The organism is Kitasatospora sp. NPDC091335 (assembly GCF_044757205.1).
Classification (GTDB): Bacteria; Actinomycetota; Actinomycetes; order Streptomycetales; family Streptomycetaceae; genus Kitasatospora.
In genome coordinates this window covers 14,798-33,547 of sequence record NZ_JBIVUM010000030.1, presented here as the reverse complement: position 1 = coordinate 33,547, position 18,750 = coordinate 14,798, and the positions used below count along the sequence as shown (strand labels likewise).

Below are 18,750 nucleotides of genomic sequence, written 5' to 3'. Positions count from 1 at the left end.
AAGACCGGCCCGGTCGACTTCCCGCGCGCCGCACAAAAGGTCGGCCTGACCGACTTCTCACGGGCGATGGATCGGACGCGTACTTTCGGGCGGGGATTTATCCGCCACCGGGAGGTCGACCTGTCGACTTCCCGCCGTGTCAGCCGATGAGCGTCGCGAGGGCGTTGCCCTGGGGGTAGCGGGCGGCGGCCGGGGGGAGCTCCGCGCGGGCACCGGCGTGGAGGACCGTGAGGGTGCCGCCGCCCGTACGGGTGGGGTCGGCGACGCGGCGCAGCGCCTGGGCGGCGACGGCGCCGGCGGAGCCGTACAGGGTGAGCGCCGGGGAGGCGGTCGGGGCGACGGCGGCGCGGATGCGGTCGTCGACGAGTTCGTAGTGGGTGCAGCCGAGCACGATGGCGTCGGTGCCGGCCGGCGTACGGGCGGCGGCGTCGGCGATGGCTGCCGTGACGGCCTCGTCGTCGCCGTGCTCCACCGCGTCCGCGAGGCCCGGGCAGGCGACCTCGGTGACGTCCGCCGGACCGCCGAAGTCACGGATCAGCCCGCGCTGGTAGGCGCTGCCGGTGGTGGCCGGGGTGGCCCAGATCGCGACCCGGCCGCCCTGCGCGGCGGCGGGCTTGATCGCCGGGACGGTGCCGATCACCGGCAGCCCGGGCTCCAGCTCGGCCCGCAGGGTGGCGAGCGCGTGGACGGAGGCGGTGTTGCAGGCGACCACCAGGGCATCGGGTTCGAGCGCGGCGGCCGCCCGGCAGCAGCCGAGCGCCAGCTCGGTCACCTCTTCGGGCGTGCGCGGCCCCCACGGCATCGAGGCCGGGTTGGAAGAGAGCACCAGATCCACGTCCGGGCGCAGCTTCCGAAGGGCGGCGGCGGCGGCCAGCAGGCCGATTCCGGAGTCCATCAGTGCGATCTTCACGGGTCAAGACTTTAGTCGATGCGCCCGCCCCGCCCGGTTCTGCGGCAGACTGCCGGGGTGACCGTCCTGCTGTGGATCGCCGCGTTCTCCCTGCTGGTCTGGCTCTGGTTGGCGTGCTGCCACGGCTCGTTCTGGCGCACCGACGTGCGGCTGCCGCCGCGCCGCCCGCCGGTCCGCTGGCCGCGGGCGGCGATCGTGGTGCCGGCCAGGGACGAGGCCGCGGTGCTCCCGGTCAGCCTGCCGACACTGCTCGCGCAGAAGTACCCGGGACGGGCCCGGGTGATCGTGGTGGACGACCACAGTACGGACGGCACCGGCGCGCTGGCGGCGCGGCTGCGGACGGTCGACGGGCTGGAGCTGACCGTCACCACCCCTCCCCCGCTGCCCCCGGGCTGGACCGGGAAGCTGTGGGCGCTGCGGCACGGCGTGGAGCTGGCCGGGCCGGACGTCGAGTACCTGCTGCTGACGGACGCCGACATCGCGCACGGCCCCGACTCGCTCGCCGAGCTGGTGGCCGCCGCCGAGAGCAACGGGCTGGACCTGGTGTCCCAGATGGCCAGGCTGCGGGTGGAGACCGGCTGGGAGCGGCTGATCGTGCCGGCCTTCGTGTACTTCTTCGCCCAGCTGTACCCGTTCCGCCGGAGCAACCGCCCGGGGGCCAGGACCGCGGCCGCGGCCGGCGGCTGCTCGCTGGTGCGGCGCGAGGCGCTGGAGCGGGCGGGCGGGGTGGCGGCGATCCGCGGCGCGGTGATCGACGACGTGTCGCTGGCCAGGGCCGTGAAGTCCACCGGCGGCCGGACCTGGCTGGGCCTCGCCGGCGAGGTGGACAGCGTCCGCCCGTACCCGCGGCTGGAGCAGCTGTGGCGGATGGTGTCGCGCAGCGCGTACGCCCAGCTCGGGCACTCGCCGCTGCTGCTGCTCGGGACGGTACTGGGGCTGGCGCTGGTGTACCTGGTGCCGCCGGCGGCGACGGTGGCCGGGCTGGCGGCGGGAGCTCCCGCGGTGGCGGTCGCGGGCGGGGCGGCCTGGGCGCTGATGGCCGGCACGTACCTGCCGATGGTGCGGTACTACGGGCAGCCGGCGCCGGCCGTGCTGCTGCTGCCCTTCACCGCGGGGATGTACCTGCTGATGACGCTGGACTCGGCGGTGCAGCACTGGCGCGGCCGGGGCTCGGCCTGGAAGGGCCGGACCTACTCCCGGGCCTGAAAATCCCCTGCGCGCCGGACCGCCCCGACCCATACTGCTCGGATGGACCGTCAGCAGATCTCCCGCCTCGCCCATGCCCACCATCCGATCGCGGCCCCGCTGACGGACGAGTCGGTGGCCCGGCTGCTGGACCGGGCCACGGCCGGGACGGAACAGGGCCTGGCGCTGGACCTCGGCTGCGGCGAGGGTGCCTGGCTGGTCCGGACGCTGGCCGCCCGCCCTGGCTGGCGGGCGGTGGGGGTGGACCTGGACGCGGCGGCACTGACCCTGGCCCAAGAGACGGCGACCACGCTGGGCGTCGTCCGCCGGCTCGGTCTGCACCACCTGGACGCCCGGACGTTCACCGCGAAGGAGCCCTTCGACCTGGTGCTCTGTGTCGGCGCCACCCATGCGTTCGGCGGCCTGCTGCCGACGCTCGCCGCGGCCCGCGAACTCCTCGCCCCGGGCGGCCGACTGCTGGTCGGCGAGGGGTTCTGGAAGCGCGAGCCGTCCCAGGCCGCGCTGGACGGGCTGGGAGCGGCCCGGGACGACTACGCGGACCTGGCGACGACCACCGACCGGGTCCTCGCGGCCGGCTGGACACCGGTGTCCGGGTACGTCAGCAGCGAACAGGAGTGGGACGACTACGAGTTCTCCTGGACGGGGGCGCTGGCCGAGTGGGCGCTGGACCTCCCGGACCACCCCGACGCGGTGGCCGTCCGGGCGGCAGCGGACCGGCACCGCGCCGAGTGGCTGCACGGCTACCGGGGGACGTTCGGCTTCGTCACGTACCTGCTGCGCCGCGACTGAAGCGGCTGAAGCGGCTGAAGCGGCGGGGACGACCGAGGCGACTCGATCCGCCGAACCGGATGAACCGCCGGAACGGCATGAACCCCATGAACCCGCCGAACGGGTCACCCAGCCCCCAGAGCACCAGCGTGGGCGGCTGGTCGGCGCGCAGCCCTCAGTACTTCTTCGCCTGCTCCTGCTGCACCAGGTGGTCGAGCGCCTGGGGCATCCCCTCCACGCCGCCGGCCGTACTCGGCGAGGCCCGGTGGTCGCCCTGGACGATGACCGTCGGCAGTTCCTTGATGCCGTTGTCGATGAACGCGGCCGCCGCCTGGTCGACCGACTTCGCCACCCCGGCGGAGCGGTAGGCCTTGCCGAACTGCTGGGCGTCGACGCCCTGGCGCGAGGCCCAGTCGGTGGCGCCGGCCTCGGTCGTGAGGTCGAGCCCCTCGTTGTGCACGGCCCGGAAGGCACCGACCTGGAGGCGGTCGACCAGGCCGAGGCGCTCCAGCGTGTAGTACAGACGGGCGTGGCCGCGCTGGACGGACTCCTCCCGGCTGCCAGGCCAGATCCCCGGGACGCGGCGCAGCGTGACGTCGGCCCGGTGCTTCTCCGCCCAGGCCTGTAGGGGCTTCTCCAGCGCCTGGGAGTGGCCGCAGTCGTACCAGAAGAACTCGACCGCCTCCGTGCGGGCGTTCGCGCGCACCGGTTTCGGATGATCGAGCTGGACGAACTGGAGGCCCTCGGTGGGGGTTTGGTGGGTCAGCGCACCGGCCTGGACGGGGGACGCGGCAATCCCGGCGGCGACGGTGAGCAGGACGGTGGACCGCAGCAGTGACTTCGAGTTCACACCGGGCAGTGTGCTGGCGACGTTTCGCTACCGGCCGGTTGTCGCCGTGCCGACCGGGCCGGATTCGCCCGGACGGCGCAGCGGTCCGGGCGAGCGCGCCGGGGTCGGTGCACTCGGACGGCCCTCGCCGGCGTCGGTGCGGTCAGCGGTCGGCCACCGCGCCCGCCGTCCACACCTCGGCGACCAGCCGCTGCCAGTCGTCCACCACCGCGCCCAGCTCGAAGTGCTCCAGCGCGTGCGCCCTGGCCGCCGCACCGAGGCCCGCGCGGTTGACCGCGAGCACCTTGCCCAGTGCCTCGGCGAGGGCGAGCGGGTCCCCGGGGGCGACCAGCGCGCCGGTGGCACCGTCCCTGACCACCTCGCGCACCCAGCCGACGTCGGTGGCGACGGCGGGCACCCCGGCCAGCGCCGCCTCGATCAGCGCGCCGGGCACGCCCTCGCTGTCGCTGGTGAGCAGCAGCGCGTCGGCGGCGCGGTAGAGCGGGGCCGGATCCGGCAGCGGGCCGAGGAAGTGGGCGCGGGCGGCGGCCGGGTGACGGGCCAGCGTCTCGCGCAGCGGGCCGTCCCCGGCGATCGCGAGCCGGACGTCGGGCAGCCGGTCGAGCACGTCGAGGGCGAGGTCCAGCCGCTTCTCCGGAGCTATCGCCCCGATCCAGGCGACCAGCAGGACGTCGGCCGGCAGGCCCAGCGCGTGCCGCGCGGCGCGCCGGTCGTCCCGGCCGTCGGCGGGCGGATAGCTCTCGGCGGCACGGGAGTTGGAAATCACGTGCACCTTGCCGTCGGGCAGCCGGAACTGCCCCTCCAGGACGTCTCGCGCCTCGTCGGTGAGCGTGGTGACGGCGGCCGCGCGGTGCATCAGCGCGCCGCCGCGCACCCGGCGCAGCCGGTTGGCGGTCCAGTAGCGCGGGTGGCCGACCGAGACGTAGACGAAGGGCGTACGGGTCCCGGCCAGGGCGAGGGCGCAGGCGGCCAGGGTGTCGGAGCCGTGGGCGAGCACCACGTCGGCGGCGCGGGCGGTGGAGCGCAGCGCCCGCAGCGTACTCGGGCGCAGTCGGCCGGGGCCCAGCACGGCGGCGGAGCGCAGACCGGAGGCGTCGGAGCCGTCCTCGGGTCCCTGACCTGCGGAAACTGGGGCCGACTCGACGGGGCTCGGGCGGGCGGCCGGATGCGGGGCGAGGGCGCACAGCGCGGAGGACTGGCCCCGGCGGCTCAGTTCCCGGTGGAGGTCACGGGCGAAGTTCTGCGCGCCGCCACGGCGCGAGTCGCTGATCAGGTGCAGGACACGCGGACGGTTTCCGGCCGGATCGGCCGACATATGGTCGGGCATGGACCGACCTTGGCACAGTGCTCCGCCCGGTACATCCCCTTCGCGCAACCTGGTGGTGGCCCATCCGCCCGCGCCCGTACACCCGATGTGCGCCACGGGCCCGCCGTCGTGCGCCGGATGCGACCTCCGTGCGCCCCGTCTCGCCCCCTGCCGCGCTCCGGTTCACCCCGTCGCGCCGGGTCGGCGCCCACCGCGGACCGGCGCGTGCCGGTGTCAAGTCCGGTTTCACACCACCGGGTTGCCCGAACTGTTCGAGCGTCGAAAGGCCGGTACGCGGAGGGCCCTGGCGCTGCCCGGCCGGACACCGCGGGGCAGGCCGGCCGTTCCCCGGATCGGGTGAACGCGGTTGGACCTCGGCCCCGGCCGGTCGGCAGGATGTCCGGCCGGGGCAGCGCCCGCCGCGCTGCCCCATCTCCCCCTTCCCCGTACGGATTTGGAGTCACCCGGTGTTCAAGGGATTCCGCAGCTTCCTGCTGCGCGGAAACGTGGTGGACCTCGCGGTCGGCATCGTGATCGGCGCGGCCTTCACCGCGGTCGTCACCGGGTTCGTCAGCGCCTTCCTCACCCCGCTGGTCGGTGTCGCCTCCGGCGCCGTCGGCGACTTCACCCAGAAGACCTTCGAGGTGGCCGGCACCCGGTTCCCGTACGGTCTCTTCGTCAACGCGGTCATCGGCTTCGTGCTGACCGCCGCCGTCATCTACTTCGCCGTGGTGCTGCCGGTCGGCAAGCTCCAGTCGCGCTTCGAATCGGCCAAGCCGGAGCCGGCCGCGAAGGCGGACTGCCCGGAGTGCCTGAGCTCGATCCCCGCGGCCGCGACCCGGTGCTCCTTCTGCACCTCCGAGGTCGGCAAGCCCGGCCTGCCGGCGCAGGCCCAGGCGGCCCAGTCGCACTGACCTGCGTCAGCAGCCGACGTCACCGGCTGACGGTGCAGGTCGGGGCGCAGGTCGAGGGCCTGGACCGAGTACCCGGAGAGCTGACGGGAACTTTATTCCCGAAACATTCACGAGCCCCCGTCGCACCCTCGGCGGGGGCTCGAACGCGCCCGCGCACGCCGTGTCCGCGAGAAGTTTCTCCGCGGGGCCCCCGACCGTCCACCGGCCGGTCACCGCACGGCCTCCAGGGCCCTCCGTCCGGCTACTGTTCGACCACTGACGGGGCGCCAAGGTTGTCCGGAACCGGACGCCGGAATGTCCGCCTTTCCTACTTTCGAAACCTTTGTGCGAGCGAAGACTGTGTAAACAGTCGAACTGCTCCCCCTCCCGCTCTCCTCAGCAGGCGCGTTGTGGGCTTACCGTATGGCCCATGACCTCGCCCCGCTCCTACGACGGAGTCGGCTACCCCTCTCCGTCCTTCTCCTCCGGCACGCCGATCTACGACAGCCTCGTGGCTGAGCGCGGCGTCCCCCAGATCGCGCCCATCAACGTGCCGGCCGCCCTGCCCCCGGCACTGTCGTCCGGTTACGGATCCGGCCTCGCGCCGTCCTACGAGAACCGCTACGGCAACGGGTACGAAAGTGCCGGCAGCAACCTCCCCGCGCTGCCGCCCGCCCGCCTCGCCCTGGGCCCCGGCCCGAGCAGCGGCCCCTCCGCCGGCCCCGCCACGGCGTACATCCCCGCGCAGCCCGCGCCGGCGTACGCCGCCCCCCAGCCGCCGGTCCCCGGCTACGGCTCCCCCCAGCCGTACCAGCGACCGCAGCCCGCCACCCCCGCCTTCACCCAGACCGCCAGCGGCGGTTACCAGCCGACCGGCGGCCAGAGCTTCGGCGGCCAGAACACCTTCATCGGCGCCCAGGGCGGCCCGCAGACCTTCGGCGCGCAGCAGCCCGGCGGCCCGGGCGGTTTCGGCCAGGGCCAGCCCACCGGTCCGCAGGGCTTCGGCGGCCAGCAGTCCTTCGGCGGCCAGGCCGCCGGCGGCCCCGGCTTCCAGGGCCAGGGCGGCGACCAGTCCTTCGGCGGCGCCCAGCTGCGCCCGGCCGTGGCGCCGGTCGCGCCGGTCCGCCCGATGCAGCCGCAGCGCCCGGGCCCGTACGGCGAGCCCGGCCCCGGTTCCTTCCAGGCGGGCGGCCAGGGCAACGGCGGCTACCAGCCGCAGGGCCAGGGCTACTGAAGCGCTGACACCCCGAGGCCGTCCCCCCACGCGGCCCGCACCCGCACCACCTGAGCACCACCCGGCGCCCCCCGTACGCCGGGCGAACGGAGAAACGGGTCATCCACGGACCGCCCGGAACGCCCCTCACGGCGTCCCGGGCGGTCCGTGCGCATTCGGGGACCGCCCGTGCGAATGTCCGTTCACGTGTCCGGCGCGGGCGTTCGTCCGGGTGACCGCACACCTCCCCTCCGGGGGCGTTTCCGCAGGCCGGAGGCGGGCTGGCAGGATGGGGGAATGCAGCTCACCGGACTCCACGTCTACCCCGTCAAGTCCATGTACCGCCTGAGCCCGGACACCGCCGTGGTCCAACCCTGGGGCCTGGCCGGAGACCGCCACTGGATGCTCGCCGACGCGAGCGGACGCTTCGTCAGCCAGCGCGAGAACTCCGCCCTCAGCCGGATCCGGGCGGGGCTGCTGCCCGACGGCGTCCTCACCCTGACCGCCCCCGACGGATCCAGGATCGAGGTGCCCGCGCCCGCCGTCGCCTCCGGCGACCCGCTCGTCGAGGTCGAGGTCTGGGGCACCCGCTTCCACGTCGCGGAGGCCTCCAAGGAGGCGCACCAGTGGATCGCCGAGCAGCTCGGCGACTACCGGCTGGTGCACCTGGACAACCCGCGCGCCCGGCCCGTCGACCCCCTGTACAGCGAGCCCGGCGACACCGTCTCGATGGCCGACGGCTTCCCGCTGCTGCTCACCACCACCGCCTCGCTCGACCGGCTCAACGAGCTGATCGCCGCCGAGAACCCGGACGACCCCGAGCCCCTGCCGATGGAGCGCTTCCGCCCGAGCGTGGTGGTCGACGGCACCGAGCCGTGGGCCGAGGACACCTGGCGGCGGATCCGGATCGGCTCGGTCACCTTCAAGGTGGTCAAGCCCTGCGGGCGCTGCGTGATCACCACCACCGACCAGGAGACCGGCGAGCGGCGTGGCAAGGAACCGCTGCGCACCCTGGCCCGGCACCACCGGCTGCTGCGCAAGGCCGCGTTCGGGCAGAACCTGATCCCCGAGCGGCCGGCCGGCGTGGAGGGCGACGCGCTCGGCACGCTGCGGCTGGGCGACGAGGTCGAGGTGCTGGAGGACGGGGCGCCCTGGCCCACCGACGGACACTGAGCGCACGGGCGGGCGAGCGGACGGACGGGCTCACGGGCTCACGTATGGACGGACGGACGGACGCCGGGCTCGGCTCGGTGTCTCGGGACGGCCTGCGTCGACCGCCTGTGCCGATCTGCCGTATCGGCCGGGCCTGACCCGACCCGACCCGACCCGACCTGGCCTGGCCTGGCCTGGCCTGGCCTGGCCCGCCGAAGCGGCCGACGGCCCGTGCCGGAACAGCGGGGCGCGTCGTCAGGCCGACCGGCGCGGAGCGCGTGCCGCGCCCTGGAACCGGCGCGTCCGCGCGGAACCAGTGCCGTGTCCGCTCGTTGAAACAGGTGGTCGGAACCTGTGGTGGCGGTGAGTGCTACCGGTGTCCGCGTGACCGCGGGCGGCCGGACCACCCACGTGGGCGCGCTACGGTGGGCGGGCGGCCCGCGCACCCCCGCGCGTTCGGCCCGTTGATCGCCGGCTAGACGAAGGTGGGGACGACAGACCGTCATGGCTGAGCACAGGGTCCGGGTCACCCAGGACAGCGCATCCCGCTGGCGTCGCCGCGCGGGCGAGTACGACACGCTCGCTGAGGCCCTGGCGGCCGCCGAACCGGGCGACACCGTGGCCGTCCGGCCGGGCACCTTCCGGGAGAACGTGCTGCTGGACAAGCCGGTGACGATCGTCCCGGCCCAGGGGCCGGGAACGGTCCGGATCGACCCGCCCTCCGGGGTGGCGCTCACCGTGACCGCCGCCGCGACCGTGCGCGACCTGGTGATCGAGGGCGGCGACAGCTCCACCCCGGCCGTCCTGGTCACCGGGCCGCAGGCCACGCCCGCCTTCAGCGGCTGCCGGATCGAGACCCGCTCGGCCACCGGCGTCGAGGTCACCGGCGGTGCCCGGCCGACCCTGCGCGGCTGCGTGGTCACCAACCCGGGCGGCCTCGGGCTGCGGCTGCGCGGCGAGGGCACCGCCGCCGCCTTCGAGGACTGCGAGGTCGCCGCCGCCGGCCAGGCGGGGCTGGCCGTCCTCGGCGGCGCCACCGCGGCCCTGGACCGCTGCCGCATCCACCACGCCTCCGGCGCCGGCGTCCTGCTGTCCGACCCCGGCAGTGCGGCCGAGCTGACCGGCTGCGAGATCTACGAGATCCGCGGCAGCGGCGTGCAGGCCGAGGCGCAGGCGGGCGGACGGCTGGTCGACTGCGAGATCCACCGGGTCACCGGCAACGGCCTGACCCTGGACGGCGAGGCCGAGCTGGTGCTCACCGGCTGCCGGGTCCACGACCTGCCGGAGAACGGCGCCGACCTGCGCGGACGCGCCCGGCTCACTCTCTCGCACACCACCGTCCGGGACTTCGGGCGCGGGGCGCTGTCGGTCTGGGACCAGGGCACCGAGGCGGTCGCCGAGTCCTGCCAGATCCACGGCTCGACCGGCGAGTACCCGGCGCTGTGGGTCAGCGACGGCGCCCGGCTGACCCTCACCGACTGCTCACTGCACGACCTGCCGGACGCCCTGTTCGTCCTCGACCGGGACTCCGCCGCCAGCGCCGAGGGCTGCTCGTTCAGCCGGATCCGCAGCTCGGCGGTCTCGGTCAGCGGCGGGGCCACCGTCTCCCTGGCCTCCTGCCGGGTGCAGGAGGCGGGCACCGGGCTCTGGTTCCGCGACCACGGCAGCGGCGGGCTGCTCACCGACTGCGAGATCTCCGACGTGGCCACCGGCGTCATCGTCACCAAGGGCGCCGACCCGGTGCTGCGCGACTGCACCGTACGGGCCAGCACCGATGCCGGGGTGTACGTGTCGGCCCAGGGGCGGGGCACCTTCGAGGACTGCCGGGTCTCCCACGGCAAGGGCTTCGGCTTCCACATCATCGACGGCTGCCGGACGCAGCTCACCCGGTGCCGGGCGGAGCAGAACCAGCGGGCCGGGTTCGAGTTCTCCGAGCCGGGACCGGTGACGGAGGCGTGCGTCTCGGACGACGTCGGGGCCGCTCCGGCCCCGGCCGTTCCGACCGCTCCCGGTGGCGGAGCGGGGCCGGGGCCGTCGTACGGCTCCACCGACGTACCAGCCCCGCGGACCGCCCAACTGACCGCGGCCACCCAGGCGTTGGCATCGGCCGCGGCGGGCTCCGCGTCGATCACTCCGATCCCGGACTGCCGTCCGGCCGACGAGGCGCTCGCCGAGCTGGACTCGCTGGTCGGGCTGGCCACGGTGAAGCAGGAGGTGCGTACGCTGATCGACCTGATCTCGGTCGGCCGGCGCCGCCGCCAGGCCGGGCTCAAGGCGCCCTCGCTGCGCCGGCACCTGGTCTTCACCGGTGCGCCCGGCACCGGCAAGACCACCGTCGCCCGGCTCTACGGCGAGATCCTCGCCTCGCTCGGGGTGCTCCAGCGCGGACACCTGGTCGAGGTCGCCCGGGTCGACCTGGTCGGCGAGCACATCGGCTCGACCGCGATCCGCACCGCGGCCGCCTTCGACCGGGCGCGCGGCGGGGTGCTCTTCATCGACGAGGCGTACGCGCTCGCGCCCGAGGACGGGGCGCGGGACTTCGGGCGCGAGGCGATCGACACCCTGGTCAAGCTGATGGAGGACCACCGGGACGAGGTGGTCGTCATCGTGGCGGGCTACACCGCCGAGATGGAGCGCTTCCTGTCCGCCAACCCCGGTGTCTCGTCCCGCTTCTCACGCACCATCGGATTCCCGGACTACACGGCCGACGAGCTGTTGGAGATCGCCCGGGCGCAGTGCGCGGAGCACGAGTACGCGCTCTCCGAGGAGACCGCGGAGGCACTGCTGGTGCACTTCGGCGGGCTGGAGCGCGGCCCCAGTTTCGGCAACGGGCGCACCGCCCGGCAGGTCTTCGAGACCATGGTCGAGCGGCACGCGGTACGGGTCGCCCACCTTGCGGACCCGTCCACGGAGGAGCTCCAGTTGCTCGTCCCGGCCGATCTGCCGTAGGGCCACTGCCGCGGGGGCACGGCTGCGGGGGCACCGACAGGGGGAACTCGGCGGCCGCGTCGGGCCGTTGAGACGGCTATGGGTGTACTGCTGACGGGCGCGGCGGGCGGTGATCCGGCGGGTGCGGCGGGTGCCGAGTGAGCGGTGACAGCAGCACGGCTGACGGCTGACGAGTAACAGATGACAGAGTTTGAAATCTGTCATCTGTTATCTGTCGTCTGTAGGTTGTCAGCCGTCAGCCGTCGTTCGGGGCCGGCCCAGTCAGCCCGTCCAGGCGTCGCCGGCCAGGAAGGACTCCAGCGCGGCCCGGTAGGGCGCGATGTCGATCCGCTCGCCCGCCAGCCAGTCGTCCGAGTAGTACTTGTCCAGGTAGCGGTCCCCCGGATCGCAGATCAGGCCGACCACGCTGCCCGTCCGCCCGGCCTCCCGCATCTCGGCGACGATCCTCAGCGCGCTCCACAGCCCGGTCCCGGTGGAGGCGCCCGCCTTCTTGCCGAGCACCTGCTCCAGCACCCGCACCGCGGCGATCGACGCGGCGTCCGGCACCTTCATCATCCGGTCGACCGCCCCCGGGACGAAGCTCGGCTCCATCCGCGGCCGTCCGATGCCCTCGATCCGCGAGCCGGTCGCGCAGACGGCGTCCGGATCGTGGCGCACCCAGCCGTCGAAGAAACAGGAGTTCTCCGGGTCCGCGACGCAGATCCTGGTGTCGTACTGCATGTAGTGGACGTACCGGGCGATGGTCGCCGAGGTGCCGCCGGTTCCGGCGGTGGCGACGATCCAGGCCGGCTCGGGGTGCGGCTCCAGGCGCAGCTGGGCGAAGACCGACTCGGCGATGTTGTTGTTGCCGCGCCAGTCGGTGGCCCGCTCGGCGTAGGTGAACTGGTCCATGTAGTGCCCGCCGGTCTCCTCGGCGAGCCGGGCGGAGGCCTCGTACACCTCGCCCGGACGCTCGACCAGGTGACACTCGCCGCCGTGGAACCGGATCAGGTCGATCTTGGACTGGCTGGTGCTCTTGGCCATCACCGCGATGAACGGCACCCCGATGAGCTGGGCGAAGTACGCCTCGGAGACGGCGGTGGAGCCGCTGGAGGCCTCGATCACCGGCTTGCCGGGGCGGATCCAGCCGTTGCAGAGGCCGTAGAGGAAGAGCGAGCGGGCCAGCCGGTGCTTGAGCGAGCCGGTCGGGTGGGTGGACTCGTCCTTGAGGTAGAGGTCGATGCCCCACTCGGCGGGCAGCGGGAAGCGCAGCAGGTGGGTGTCGGCGGAGCGGTTGGCGTCGGCCTGGACCTTGCGCACCGCCTCCTTGAGCCAGGCGCGGTACTCAGGGTCGGAGCGGTCGACGTCGACGGTCGGCTCGACACCACGCCCGGCACCTCGCTCGATGCCGGGCTCCGTGCCGGGCTCCGTGCCGGACTCCAGGCCGGGCTCCAGGCCGGGCTCGACCCCTTGCGCGATCCCGAAGTGGGTGCCGAACTGGGTGCTCATGGGCGCTTCTCCCTCGTCGTGACCCCCCACTGCTCACTACGAGTGTACGAGAGTCACGATAAGTGACTATTTTCGAAGGCCCAGCTCCGCCTTATCGCCCCTGCGGCACCACCGCTCCACCGGCTCCCCTGAGCCCCCGCTCCCACTCCCGCTCCCGCTACACCGGCACCGACTGCGGGTCCGCCAGGTAGGGTCCCCAGCCCAGCTCGGCCGCACCCGCGAGCGCGCTGTGCGCCAGCTCCGCGCCGACGATCGGCACCCGGCCGCTGCGCCCCCACAGGCTGCGCTCGGCGACCACCGACCGCAGCCGGTCGGGCGCGGCCTCCAGCAGGTCGAGGTGCAGCCCGCTGAGGACCACCCGGTCCGGGTTGAGGATGTTGGCGACGCCGGCCAGCCCGAGTCCGAGCCGGTCGATGACGTGCTCCACCGCCGCCCGCGCCCGGTCGTCCGTCACGGCCGCCCGGCACAGCTCGCGCGCCTGGTCGAGCAGCGGTCGGCCCGGCTCGGGGGTGAGTCCGGCGGCGGCGAACAGCGCGTCGGGATCGGTCTCGGAGTTGAGGCAGCCGCGGTTGCCGCACCCGCAGGGCCGGCCCTGCGGGTCCACGGCGAGGTGGCCGACCTCCAGAGCGAGGCCGGCGCTGCCGGTGTGCAGGTGGCCGTCGATGACCAGCGCGCCCCCGACGCCCCGGTGCCCTGAGGTGACGAAGAGCAGGTGGCGAGCACCCCGGCCGGCGCCGTGCCGGTACTCGGCGAGCGCGGCCAGGTTGGCGTCGTTGGCGATCGCGGTGGGGAGCGGACGCAGCGCCTTCGGGCCGTGGTCGGCGCGGCCGACCTCGACGTCGTACAGGTCGGCGACCGGGGTGCCGCTGGGCCAGGCGAAGTGCAGCGCGGCGAGGGCGGCACCGTCCGGCTCGGTGACCGGGTTGGGCAGCGCCAGCGCGGCGCCCAGGCACCGGCGGTCGGTCGCGCGGGCGAGTTCGGCACCCGCCACGGCAACGGCGCGCAGCATCCGGACCGGGTCGGTCGCGGCGGGCAGCGGCAGATGGACGGGTGGGTCGAGCAGCCCGCCGAGGCCGGCCAGGGTGACGCTCAGCCCGTCGGCGTGGATCTGCCCGGCGACCACGACCGGGCCGTGCGGGTCGATCGCGAGCCGGTGCGAGGGGCGACCGCGGCCGCCTCCGGCCGGGCGCGAGTCGACGGTGATCAGGCCGAGCGCCTCCAGCTCGGCGGTGACCGCGCCGGCGGTGGCCCGGGTGACGTCCAGCGCGCGGGTGAGCGCGGAGCGGGTCGGCGTCTGGCCGGTGTGGATCAGGGAGAGCGCCGGGCCGAGCAGCGTCCGGCCTCGATCCGGAGCCGCGCGACGGTGGCCGTCGCGCTGCGCGTCGAAGTCGTTCCCGGTTCCGGGCTTCGGGCTTGATGGTGAGAGCTGCACGCCCCTATTGTGACTTTGTGTCGCTTCGAAACAAAATCGGTTCCCACACCCGACCACACCATCCCTCCCTCCAGTCTCGCAGCACACCTGCGGTGACCGACAGCCCCTGGGGCCCAGCGCGTGTCGCCCTCACCGCGATCTTCGCCGTCGACGGCTTCCTCTTCGCCGCCTGGGTCGTCCGCATCCCGGACATCCGCAGTCAGGTCAGCGCCTCACACAGCGCCCTCGGGCTCGCCCTGCTCTGCCTGTCGATCGGCGCCGTCCTCACCATGCCGATGGTCGGCCGACTCTGCCTGCGGTACGGCTCACGACCGGTGACGGTCGGCTCGCTCGCCCTGCTCAGCGTCGCCGTGCTGCTGCCCGCGCACGCCCACTCGGTCAGCACGCTCGGCGCCGTGCTGCTGCTGTTCGGTGCGGGGTACGGCGGGGCCAACGTCGCGATGAACAGCGTCGCCGTCGAACTGGTCGCACAGCTTCGGCGGCCCGTCATGCCCAGCTTCCACGCCGGGTACAGCTTCGGCGGGCTGCTCGGCACGGGTGTCTGCGGGCTGCTCGCCGGATCGCTGAGCACCGCGTGGGCGCTCTTGCTCAGCGGGGTGCTGGGCATGGCCGTCACCGTCGGCGCGGGCGCGGTACTGCTCCGCAGCCCGGCGGCGGCACCGGTCGCACCGGCCGCGCCGGGCCGCACGGACCGTACGGCGAATCAGTCCGGCAGGGCGGGGGCGGACGCGGGCCCGGCCCGTTCGCGTACCCGGCTGCTCGTCGTGCTGCTCGGCCTCACCGCGCTGTGCACCGCGTACGGCGAGGGCGCGATCGCCGACTGGACCACGCTCCACCTCACCGACGACGTCCACGCGAGTTCCGTGGTGGCCGCCACCGGCTACGGCGCGTACGCGTTCGCGATGGCCGCCGGGCGGGTCAGCGGCACCTGGCTGTCCATCAGGCTCGGCCAGACCCGGCTGATGCTGCTCGGTGGGCTGACGGCGGCCGTCGGCATGCTGGTCGCCGCGCTGGCCCCGGCGGTGCCGGTGGCGATCTGCGGGTTCGTACTGGTCGGCCTCGGCCTGGCCAACCTCTTTCCGCTCTCCATCGCCCGAGCCGGCGCGGCGGGCGGACCGCAGGGCGTCGCGTTCGCCTCCTCCCTCGGCTACGGGGGGATGCTGATCGGCCCGGTGGTGATCGGCTTCCTGGCCGACGCGGCCGGACTGCCGCTCGCCCTCACCACGGTCGCGGTCGCGGCCACGCTGGCGGCGCTCCTGCCGCTGTCGGTCGGGCGGCGGCTGGGCGTCGAGTGACGGATGACGGATGACGGATGACGAATGACGGGCGACGGCGAACAGATGACAACTGTTGAAATCTGTCACCTGTTCGCTGTTATCCGTTCGCCTCCCGCCCCCGCCACACCCCCGCCCCCGCCCCCACCCGGACACAGCCGCCCGGCCGGTGGCAGGATGCGAGGCCATGACGACCAGCGAACGTTTCCAGGTACTGCGGGCGGGCGAGCGCCCGGCGACGGCGTGGCTCAACGGGGGTGGGGTGACCAGGGAGGTCGCAGGGTTCCCGGCCGGCGCGGGGCTGGACGCCTTCGACTGGCGGGTCAGCCTCGCGGACGTCGCCACGGCCGGGCCGTTCTCCCCGTTCCCCGGGATCGACCGGGTGATCACCCTGGTCGAGGGCGCCGGCATGACGCTCACCGTGGACGGTGACGAGCAGCTGGTCGACGTGCCGTTCCGGCCGTTCGCCTTCTCCGGTGACGCCACCACCGACTGCCGCCTGTCGGCCAGCCCCGTGGTGGACTTCAACGTGATGACGCGCCGCGGGCGGGTCGAGGCCACCGTGGACCTGGTCGTCGCGACCACCGCAACCGCCCCGGCCACCACGCTCGACGTCCCGGACGGCAGCACCGTCCTCCTGGTCTGCCTCCTCGGCACGGCCCGCCTCGACGGCGTCGGACTCGCCCGCTACGACGCCGCGTTGCTCGACGGACCGGGCGGCTACGAGCTGTGCCCGGACGGCACCACCGCCGTCGTCACCTTCCGCTCCGCAGGCTGACGGCCGACGCGCCTGCGCCCCCGCACCCGCGCACGGCACTCCCGCCCCGGACCGGACCACCCCGGCCCGGCCCGGAGGCAGGAGCGCCGTCGCCGCGTCAGCCGCAGAGCACCGGTGTCGCGTGCGCCGGATCCAGGGCATTGGTCACCAGGTGCAGAGCCGTCGGCGAGAACGCGATCCCGACGTGCTCCACCAGCGAGACCGGGCAGTGCTGCTGCACCACCTCGTTGTCGACGTCCGGACCGCTCAGGAACTGGGTCCGCCACGGTGTCACGACCTCGTCGAAGACCGTCGAGACCACGGTGTAGCTCACACCGGGCACGGTGTCCGGCCGGGACGCCATCACCTTGTTGAACCCGGAGCCCACCGCCTGGTCCCGGCAGGCCTGGCAGACCGTGTAGATCAGGTCCGCGACTCCCGGGAAGTACGGCACCAGGTTGGTGATCCCGTCGAGCGTGGTGCCGTGGTTGGACGGAGCCAGCCCGACCAGCCGGCCGACCTTGGACGCGCCACCGAGGAACTTGAGGTAGTAGTTCGGCAGCATGCCGCCCTGCGAGTGCCCGACGATGTCGACCTCGGCCGCACCGGTCGCGTTCCGCACCAGGTCCACGAACCGGGCGAGTTGGGCCGCCGACTCCGGGACCGGCCCGAGGCCGCCGATCGGCAGCAGCAGACCGCTGCCGCTGGAGGTGACACCGGGGACGGTCCCGTAGTCGAGGGCGAAGACGCAGTACCCGAGGCCCTTCAGCAGCGGGGAGAGCGTCAGCCAGTTCTCGTAGCGGTTGGCGAAGGTGCCGTGCACCAGGACCACCGGCCGGGGGTGCGCGGCGCCCGGCCGGCAGTTCCAGTCGTTGGCACCGGGCGGTGAGGCCACCGTGTCACCGTCGGGCGGCAGTTCGGCAGCGACCGCGGGTGCCACCGAGGGGGGCGGTGAAGCGCTCGCGGGCGCCGCCGCCGCGCCGGCCAGCAGCGCCCCTGCCAGGAGCAGCACACCCAGCGCGCCACCGAGCCCGCCGCGCCGGGAAGTCGCGGAGAAGCGGAGAAGTGGGGTTCTCAACTGTTGCCTCCACAGCGGAAGTTTGTTACCAACAGGTAACCCGAGGGCTCCATCATGCGGTCACCCTTCCGGCCCGGCCCTTGGGCGTCCCCCAGACCTGGACGGTGTTCTCTGTGACCGGTCACAACGCGCCCCGCCACACGCCCCCGAACACCTCCGACCTGACACCGGACTGGCGCGCCCCGGTGATCGGCGGGCTCCCGGCCGACCAGCGACTGATCGGCGGCGTACGGGAGTTGGCCGAGGCCGTGGTCGCCGCCCTGCTGGAACGGGTACCGGTCTACCGCCGGCTGCCCCGCGAGCAGCTCACCGGCGAGCTGACCCGGGACGCCGAGCGCCGCATCCGCGCCCTGGCCCACACCGTGCGGACCGGACTGCCCGCCCCCGCGGAGGAGTTCGCCGCCGTCCGGGAGGCCGCCGCCCGGCGCGCCGAGGAGGGCCTGCCGCTGGACGCCGTCCTGCTCGCCCACCACCTCGGGCTGGAGGTCTGCTGGGAGTTCGCCACCCGGCACGCCCGGGACGGCGACGCCGCCGACCTCCTCGTCCTCAACCGGCTGCTGCTCGACCAGCTCCGCCAGGCCGCCACCGCCGCCGGAGCCGGCTACCTGGACGGCCGGCGCCCGGCTGGCGGCCGCCGGGACACGGCCCGGCAGTCCCTGCTCAGCGCGCTGCTCGCGGGCACCTCCGCCCAGGCGGCCGCCTCCCGTGCCGGGGTCCGGCTGCCCGCCGGGTACGCGGTGCTCTGCCTGTCCGTCGCCGGCCACCCCGACGAACACTCCCCCGGGGTCGACCCCGGCGTCGCCGCCCACCGCAAGCTCCGCCGCTTCGAGGCCGAACTCGACCACCGCACCCGGCAGTCCGCGCTCGCCGCCCTCACCCCCACGGGCGGCCTGGTGCTCATCCCGTTCGGCTCGTCACCCGGACCGGCCGAGGTCGACACCGCGGAGGCGCCCTGGCCGCTGCTCGGCGCCACCCTCGCCGCGGCCGCCAGGGCGGCCGGTGCACCCGTACTGGCCGGGGCCGCCTCGGCCACCCCCGCCGAGGTGCCGGGTGCGGCCGCCCTCGCCTGCGAAGTCCTGGAGGTGGCACAGGCGTTCGGCCGGCCACCGGGGCTGCACCGGCTGGACGACATCCTGCTGGAGTACCAGCTCACCCGGCCCAGCCAGGCCCGCTCCCGGCTCGCCGCGCTGCTCGAACCGCTGGCCGACACCGGGGAGTTGCTCACCACGCTGCGCACCCACCTGGCCGGGGGCCTGAACCGTCGGCACACCGCGAGCGCCCTGCACCTGCACCCGAACACCGTCGACTACCGGCTGCGCCGGATCGCCGCGCTGACCGGCCTGGATCCGACACGCCCCGCCGACGTCCCGCTGATCACCGCCGCCATCGCCGCGAGCGCCGCCGAACAGGCATTCCTGGCGGGGTAGTTCACGCCTTCATCCGAAGCGCGGCATCGGCACCACGACGCGGGCGC

Annotated in this window: 15 protein-coding genes; 9 read left to right on the top strand and 6 right to left on the bottom strand. The window is 74.3% G+C overall.

What is annotated here, in order from left to right:
- Positions 1–139: 139 nt before the first annotated feature.
- A complete protein-coding gene (locus ACIQOW_RS37755) occupies positions 140–910 on the bottom strand; it encodes a glutamate racemase (protein ID WP_401092357.1) in 771 nt (256 codons plus the stop codon).
- 18 nt (positions 911–928) lie between these two features.
- Between ACIQOW_RS37755 and ACIQOW_RS37750 the strand changes: the two genes are divergently transcribed.
- Positions 929–2,116 carry a glycosyltransferase gene (locus ACIQOW_RS37750; RefSeq protein ID WP_401092356.1) on the top strand — a complete coding sequence of 396 codons (1,188 nt, stop codon included), beginning with the start codon at positions 929–931 and terminating at the stop codon, positions 2,114–2,116.
- A 42-nt stretch (positions 2,117–2,158) separates the two neighbouring features.
- Positions 2,159–2,905 (top strand): SAM-dependent methyltransferase, encoded by a 747-nt coding sequence (locus ACIQOW_RS37745; protein WP_401092355.1) that lies wholly within the window; start codon positions 2,159–2,161, stop codon positions 2,903–2,905.
- A 154-nt stretch (positions 2,906–3,059) separates the two neighbouring features.
- Here the strand turns inward: ACIQOW_RS37745 and ACIQOW_RS37740 are convergent, their stop codons facing one another.
- Positions 3,060–3,734, bottom strand: coding sequence for a thiol:disulfide interchange protein DsbA/DsbL (locus tag ACIQOW_RS37740; protein WP_401092354.1), 675 nt, complete (start codon positions 3,732–3,734; stop codon positions 3,060–3,062).
- A 142-nt stretch (positions 3,735–3,876) separates the two neighbouring features.
- Entirely contained in the window at positions 3,877–5,061 is a 1,185-nt protein-coding gene (locus ACIQOW_RS37735) for a glycosyltransferase (protein ID WP_401092353.1), read from the bottom strand.
- Positions 5,062–5,507: 446 nt separating this feature from the next.
- Between ACIQOW_RS37735 and mscL the strand changes: the two genes are divergently transcribed.
- From mscL to ACIQOW_RS37715, 4 genes are all read left to right on the top strand, one after another.
- Entirely contained in the window at positions 5,508–5,954 is a 447-nt protein-coding gene (gene mscL / locus ACIQOW_RS37730; RefSeq protein WP_401092352.1) for a large conductance mechanosensitive channel protein MscL, read from the top strand.
- 409 nt (positions 5,955–6,363) lie between these two features.
- Entirely contained in the window at positions 6,364–7,167 is an 804-nt protein-coding gene (locus ACIQOW_RS37725) for a DUF6643 family protein (RefSeq protein WP_401092351.1), read from the top strand.
- Positions 7,168–7,443: 276 nt separating this feature from the next.
- On the top strand, positions 7,444–8,319 hold the full coding sequence (locus ACIQOW_RS37720) for an MOSC domain-containing protein (protein WP_401092350.1): 876 nt from the start codon (positions 7,444–7,446) through the stop codon (positions 8,317–8,319).
- Positions 8,320–8,802: 483 nt separating this feature from the next.
- The gene (locus ACIQOW_RS37715) at positions 8,803–11,247 is read left to right on the top strand and encodes a right-handed parallel beta-helix repeat-containing protein (protein ID WP_401092349.1); all 2,445 of its coding nucleotides are present in this window, start codon (positions 8,803–8,805) and stop codon (positions 11,245–11,247) included.
- 261 nt (positions 11,248–11,508) lie between these two features.
- On the opposite strand, the gene ACIQOW_RS37710 is transcribed toward ACIQOW_RS37715, so the two are convergent.
- Together ACIQOW_RS37710 and ACIQOW_RS37705 are read right to left on the bottom strand one after the other, a co-directional pair.
- Positions 11,509–12,735 carry a PLP-dependent cysteine synthase family protein gene (locus tag ACIQOW_RS37710; RefSeq protein WP_401092348.1) on the bottom strand — a complete coding sequence of 409 codons (1,227 nt, stop codon included), beginning with the start codon at positions 12,733–12,735 and terminating at the stop codon, positions 11,509–11,511.
- Between the two features lie 157 nt (positions 12,736–12,892).
- Positions 12,893–14,068, bottom strand: coding sequence for an ROK family protein (locus tag ACIQOW_RS37705; RefSeq protein WP_401092389.1), 1,176 nt, complete (start codon positions 14,066–14,068; stop codon positions 12,893–12,895).
- A 191-nt stretch (positions 14,069–14,259) separates the two neighbouring features.
- On the opposite strand from ACIQOW_RS37705, the gene ACIQOW_RS37700 reads away from it, so the two are divergent.
- A complete protein-coding gene (locus ACIQOW_RS37700) occupies positions 14,260–15,462 on the top strand; it encodes an MFS transporter (protein ID WP_401092347.1) in 1,203 nt (400 codons plus the stop codon).
- 166 nt (positions 15,463–15,628) lie between these two features.
- Positions 15,629–16,219: a HutD family protein gene (locus ACIQOW_RS37695; protein ID WP_401092346.1), complete on the top strand. Its 591-nt coding sequence runs from the start codon at positions 15,629–15,631 to the stop codon at positions 16,217–16,219.
- Positions 16,220–16,316: 97 nt separating this feature from the next.
- Here the strand turns inward: ACIQOW_RS37695 and ACIQOW_RS37690 are convergent, their stop codons facing one another.
- On the bottom strand, positions 16,317–17,201 hold the full coding sequence (locus ACIQOW_RS37690) for an esterase/lipase family protein (RefSeq protein ID WP_401092388.1): 885 nt from the start codon (positions 17,199–17,201) through the stop codon (positions 16,317–16,319).
- A gap of 188 nt (positions 17,202–17,389) precedes the next feature.
- On the opposite strand from ACIQOW_RS37690, the gene ACIQOW_RS37685 reads away from it, so the two are divergent.
- On the top strand, positions 17,390–18,703 hold the full coding sequence (locus tag ACIQOW_RS37685; protein WP_401092345.1) for a PucR family transcriptional regulator: 1,314 nt from the start codon (positions 17,390–17,392) through the stop codon (positions 18,701–18,703).
- The last annotated feature ends 47 nt before the right edge of the window (positions 18,704–18,750 follow it).